4 protein-coding genes are annotated in these 4,831 nt (G+C 71.5%); 1 reads left to right on the top strand and 3 read right to left on the bottom strand.

Features of this window, described 5'->3' with window-relative positions; genetic code table 11:
* From AOK15_RS26760 to AOK15_RS26770, 3 genes are all read right to left on the bottom strand, one after another.
* On the bottom strand, positions 1-300 hold a 300-nt coding region (locus AOK15_RS26760; RefSeq protein ID WP_338059926.1), incomplete at its 3' end, for a biotin/lipoyl-containing protein.
* A gap of 61 nt (positions 301-361) precedes the next feature.
* On the bottom strand, positions 362-1,750 hold the full coding sequence (gene lpdA / locus AOK15_RS26765) for a dihydrolipoyl dehydrogenase (protein ID WP_055520921.1): 1,389 nt from the start codon (positions 1,748-1,750) through the stop codon (positions 362-364).
* Between the two features lie 279 nt (positions 1,751-2,029).
* Positions 2,030-3,568, bottom strand: a complete 1,539-nt coding sequence (locus AOK15_RS26770) for a leucyl aminopeptidase (RefSeq protein WP_055520922.1) — start codon at positions 3,566-3,568, stop codon at positions 2,030-2,032.
* Positions 3,569-3,956: 388 nt separating this feature from the next.
* On the opposite strand from AOK15_RS26770, the gene AOK15_RS26775 reads away from it, so the two are divergent.
* The gene (locus tag AOK15_RS26775) at positions 3,957-4,766 is read left to right on the top strand and encodes an endo alpha-1,4 polygalactosaminidase (protein WP_055520923.1); all 810 of its coding nucleotides are present in this window, start codon (positions 3,957-3,959) and stop codon (positions 4,764-4,766) included.
* Positions 4,767-4,831 lie beyond the last annotated feature (65 nt).

Consider the following 4,831-nt stretch of genomic DNA (forward strand, 5'->3'; position numbering starts at 1 on the left):
CTCCGGCTCCGGCCGCGCCGGAGCCGGCGCGGCCGGAGCCGGAGCGGCGGCCGGGGCGGCACCGGGAGCGCCGATGACGGCCAGCTTCGCGCCGACCTCGGCGGTCTCGTCCTCGCCGACCACGATCTCCAGCAGCACACCGGCGGTGGGCGCGGGGATCTCGGTGTCGACCTTGTCGGTCGAGACCTCGAGCAGCGGCTCGTCGGCCTCGACACGCTCACCCTCGGCCTTCAGCCAGCGGGTGACGGTGCCCTCGGTGACGCTCTCGCCGAGCGCCGGAAGGGTTACGGAAACCGCCATGGTTTCTGTTGCTCCTTAACGAATTGCGGAAGTCTGGATCGTCGCTTCGTCGACCGAGGGGTCAGTCGTGCGAGTGCAGCGGCTTGCCGGCCAGGGCCAGGTGGGCCTCGCCCATCGCCTCGTTCTGCGTCGGGTGGGCGTGGATGAGCTGCGCGACCTCGGCGGGCAGCGCCTCCCAGTTGTAGATCAGCTGGGCCTCGCCGACCTGCTCGCCCATGCGGTCGCCCACCATGTGGACGCCGACCACGGCACCGTCCTTGACCTGGACGAGCTTGATCTCGCCCGCGGTGTTGAGGATCTTGCTCTTGCCGTTGCCCGCGAGGTTGTACTTCAGAGCGACGACCTTGTCCGCGCCGTAGATCTCCTTGGCCTTGGCCTCGGTGATGCCCACGGAGGCGACCTCCGGGTGGCAGTACGTCACACGGGGGACACCGTCGTAGTCGATCGGGACGACCTTCAGACCGGCCAGACGCTCCGCCACCAGCATGCCCTCGGCGAAGCCGACGTGCGCGAGCTGGAGCGTCGGGACCAGGTCACCGACGGCGGAGATGGTCGGGACGTTCGTCCGCATGTACTCGTCGACCAGGACGTAGCCGCGGTCCATGGCGACGCCCTGCTCCTCGTAGCCCAGACCGGCGGAGACCGGACCGCGGCCGACGGCGACGAGCAGCAGCTCGGCCTCGAACTCCTTGCCGTCGGCGAGGGTGACCTTGACACCGTCCTGGGTGTATTCGGCCTTCGAGAAGAAGGTGCCCAGGTTGAACTTGATGCCGCGCTTGCGGAACGCGCGCTCAAGAAGCTTGGAGGAGTTCTCGTCCTCGACGGGGACGAGGTGCTTCAGGCCCTCGATGACCGTGATGTCGGCGCCGAAGGACTTCCAGGCGGAGGCGAACTCGACGCCGATGACACCGCCGCCGAGGACGATCGCCGACTTCGGCACGCGGTCCAGGACGAGGGCGTGGTCCGAGGAGATGATGCGGTTGCCGTCGATCTCCAGGCCCGGCAGCGACTTCGGCACGGAGCCGGTCGCCAGCAGGACGTGGCGGCCCTGGACGCGCTGGCCGCCCACGTCGACGGAGGTGGGGGAGGACAGCCGGCCCTCGCCCTCGATGTACGTGACCTTGCGGGAGGCGATCAGCCCCTGAAGGCCCTTGTACAGGCCGGAGATGACGCCGTCCTTGTACTTGTGGACGGCCGGTACGTCGATGCCCTCGAAGGTGGCCTTCACACCGAACTGCTCGCTCTCGCGGGCCTGGTCGGCGATCTCGCCCGCGTGCAGCAGGGCCTTGGTGGGGATGCATCCCCGGTGCAGGCAGGTGCCGCCGACCTTGTCCTTCTCGATCAGGGCGACGTCCAGGCCCAGCTGCGCCCCCCGCAGGGCCGCGGCGTAACCACCGCTACCACCGCCGAGGATCACTAGGTCGAAAACGGTGCTGGCGTCGTTCGCCACGTCACGTCCTCCATGCATGTGCGCCGTACGCCGGTCTCCAGTGACCGGGCGGCGGCTGGTGTCCGGCCGCTCTTCTTCGGCCCTGTGGTGGGGGCCCTGTCCTGCCGAGCCCCATCTTCGCACTTGTCGGGAGGGAACGAGACGCCGGGCCGGGGTGTGAGACACCACACGCTCACATGTGACGGGGCCGAACGCCGAAGGGGCGCGGGCGACCGCGCGACCGGCCACAGCCGGCCCGCGGTCGCCCGCGCCCCTCGGACGTCGCGTCGGTGGCGGACGTCAGCCCAGGTCACCCGCGGCGGCCCGCTCGGCCAGCCGCACCAGCGTCCGCACCGCGGACCCCGTACCGCCCTTGGGGGTGTACCCGAACGGGCCGCCCTCGTTGAACGCCGGACCCGCGATGTCGAGGTGCGCCCACGTGATGCCCTCGCCCACGAACTCCTTCAGGAACAGGCCGGCGACGAGACCGCCGCCGTACCGCTCGCCCATGTTCGCGATGTCGGCGGTGGGGGAGTCCATGCCCTTGCGCAGGTGGTCCGGGAGCGGCATCGGCCACGCGGCCTCGCCGACCTCCTCCGCCGCCTCGTGCACCGCGGAGCGGAACGCGTCGTCGTTCGCCATGATGCCGAACGTCCGGTTGCCCAGCGCCAGCATCATCGCCCCGGTCAGCGTCGCCACGTCGACGATCGCGTCGGGCGCGTCCTCCGACGCCTTGGCGAGCGCGTCCGCCAGCACCAGTCGGCCCTCGGCGTCGGTGTTCAGCACCTCCACCGTCTTGCCGCTGTACATGCGCAGCACGTCACCCGGCCGGGTGGCGGTGCCGGACGGCATGTTCTCGGCGAGGGCCAGCCAGCCGGTGACGTTGACCTCCAGGCCGAGGCGCGCGGCGGCGACTACCGCGGCGAACACGGCGGCGGCACCGCTCATGTCGCACTTCATCGTCTCGTTGTGCCCGGCGGGCTTGAGGGAGATGCCGCCCGAGTCGTAGGTGATGCCCTTGCCGACGAACGCCAGGTGCTTCGTGGCCTTCGCGTGGGTGTAGGTCAGCTGCACCAGCCGGGGCGTGGCCGCGGAGCCCGCGCCGACGCCGAGGATGCCGCCGTAGCCGCCCTTGGCGAGCGCCTTCTCGTCGAGCACGGTCACCTTGATGCCGTGTTCCTTGCCGGCGCCCTGCGCGATCGCGGCGAACGCCGCCGGGTCGAGGTCGTTCGGCGGGGTGTTGATCAGGTCGCGGGCGCGGTTGAGCTCCTCGGCGACCGCGATCGCGCGCTCGACGGCGGCCTTGTGGGCGCGGTCGCGCGGCTTGGCGCCGAGCAGGGCCACCTCGGCGAGCGGGGCCTTGCCACCCTTGGCCTTGGCGGCGTCCTTGGCTTGACGGCCGTTCTCCTTGTAGGTGTCGAACGAGTACGCGCCGAGCAGCGCGCCCTCGGCGACGGCACCCACGGCGTCGGTGTCGGCGAGCGGCAGGGCGAACGCCGCCTTCTTCGAGCCGGCCAGGGCACGGGCCGCGGCACCGGCCGCCCGGCGCAGCGTCTCCGCGCCGAACGAGCCGTCCTTGTCGGGCTCCGCTCCCAGGCCCACCGCCACCACGAGCGGCGCCTTGAAGCCGGACGGGGCGGGCAGCTTCGTCACCTCGCCCTCGGCGCCCGAGGCGCCGAGGGTCTCCAGGAGGCCGGCCAGCCTGCCGTCGTACGCCTTGTCCACGGTCTCGGCACCCGGGGCAACGACCGGGCCCTTGGCGCCCTTCGCGACACCGACCACGATCGCGTCGGCGCGGAGGCCGGACGCGGCGGCGGTGCTGAGAGTGAGAGCAGTCACGGTGGTGAAATCTCGCTTCCGATTGAGTTATGGGTAGCCGAACGGATCAGGTCGACGTGCCGGGCACGAGCCTAGGCCCTTGTTCGGTCCGTCGGATCTGGGGCGCGGGGGCCGGTTCCGCAGCGGCCGGCCGGACGGCGTTCGCTGCCACCAGCCTCCCTGACTTTCCGCCGCGCCCATGCAGGGTTCCCCCCATGACTTCGGCATAGGGGGAACCCTTGTCGCGCGAAGCCCATGTCGGTCACTCGTGCGGACGGTGGTCACGGGCCACGAACGAGCCCCGCCCGCAGCGTGATGCCGATGCCGCACGGCGGGACGCCGGTGCGTGCGGGTGCGGGTCGGCGATCATCCTTGGGGTACGTTGCCGCCCGCCCTGGAGCCCTTTGCGATGAGACGCGCCCCCGCCCGCAGCGCCCTGCTGACCCTGCTCCTGCTGGTCGGGGGCTGCGCCGCCGCCCCCGACGACAAGCCGGGCGCGGACCCCGGCCCGAGGACGGGCGACCGGTGGCGGCCGAAGCCCGGCACGGACTGGCAGTGGCAGTTGAGCGGGCGCCTGGACACCTCCGTCGACGTCCCCGTGTACGACATCGACGGCTTCGACCACTCCGAGGACACCGTCGCAGCCCTCCACGACGACGGCCGCAAGGCCATCTGCTACCTGTCCACCGGCGCCTGGGAGGACTGGCGTCCGGACGCCGACGACTTCCCCGAGTCGGTGATAGGCCGGGGCAACGGCTGGGAGGGGGAGCGCTGGCTCGACATCCGCCGCCTCGACGTCCTCGAACCGCTGATGGCCGCCCGGATCGACATGTGCGCGGAGAAGGGCTTCGACGCGGTCGAGCCGGACAACATGGACGGCTACCGCAACCGGACCGGCTTCCCCCTGAAGGCCGCCGACCAGCTCCGCTACAACCGTCTCGTCGCCCGCCTCGCCCATGAACGGGGCCTGGCGGTGGGCCTGAAGAACGACCTCGACCAGATCCCCGCCCTCGTCGACGACTTCGACTTCGCGGTCAACGAACAGTGCGCCCAGTACGAGGAGTGCGACACCCTCACCCCGTTCATCGACGCGGGCAAGGCGGTCTTCCACGTCGAGTACGAGATCAAGACGGACGACTTCTGCCCCGAGTCCCGGCGGCTGCGGCTCAGCTCCCTGCTGAAGAAGTGGGAGCTGGGGGTGTGGCGCGAGGCCTGCTGACCCCGGCGCGCGGCGGGCCGGCACCCGGCGGGCGGCCACCCGGCGGGCAGCCACCCGACGGCGGC

It is taken from the genome of Streptomyces ossamyceticus (assembly GCF_001418475.1).
GTDB classification, from domain to species: domain Bacteria; phylum Actinomycetota; class Actinomycetes; order Streptomycetales; family Streptomycetaceae; genus Streptomyces; species Streptomyces ossamyceticus.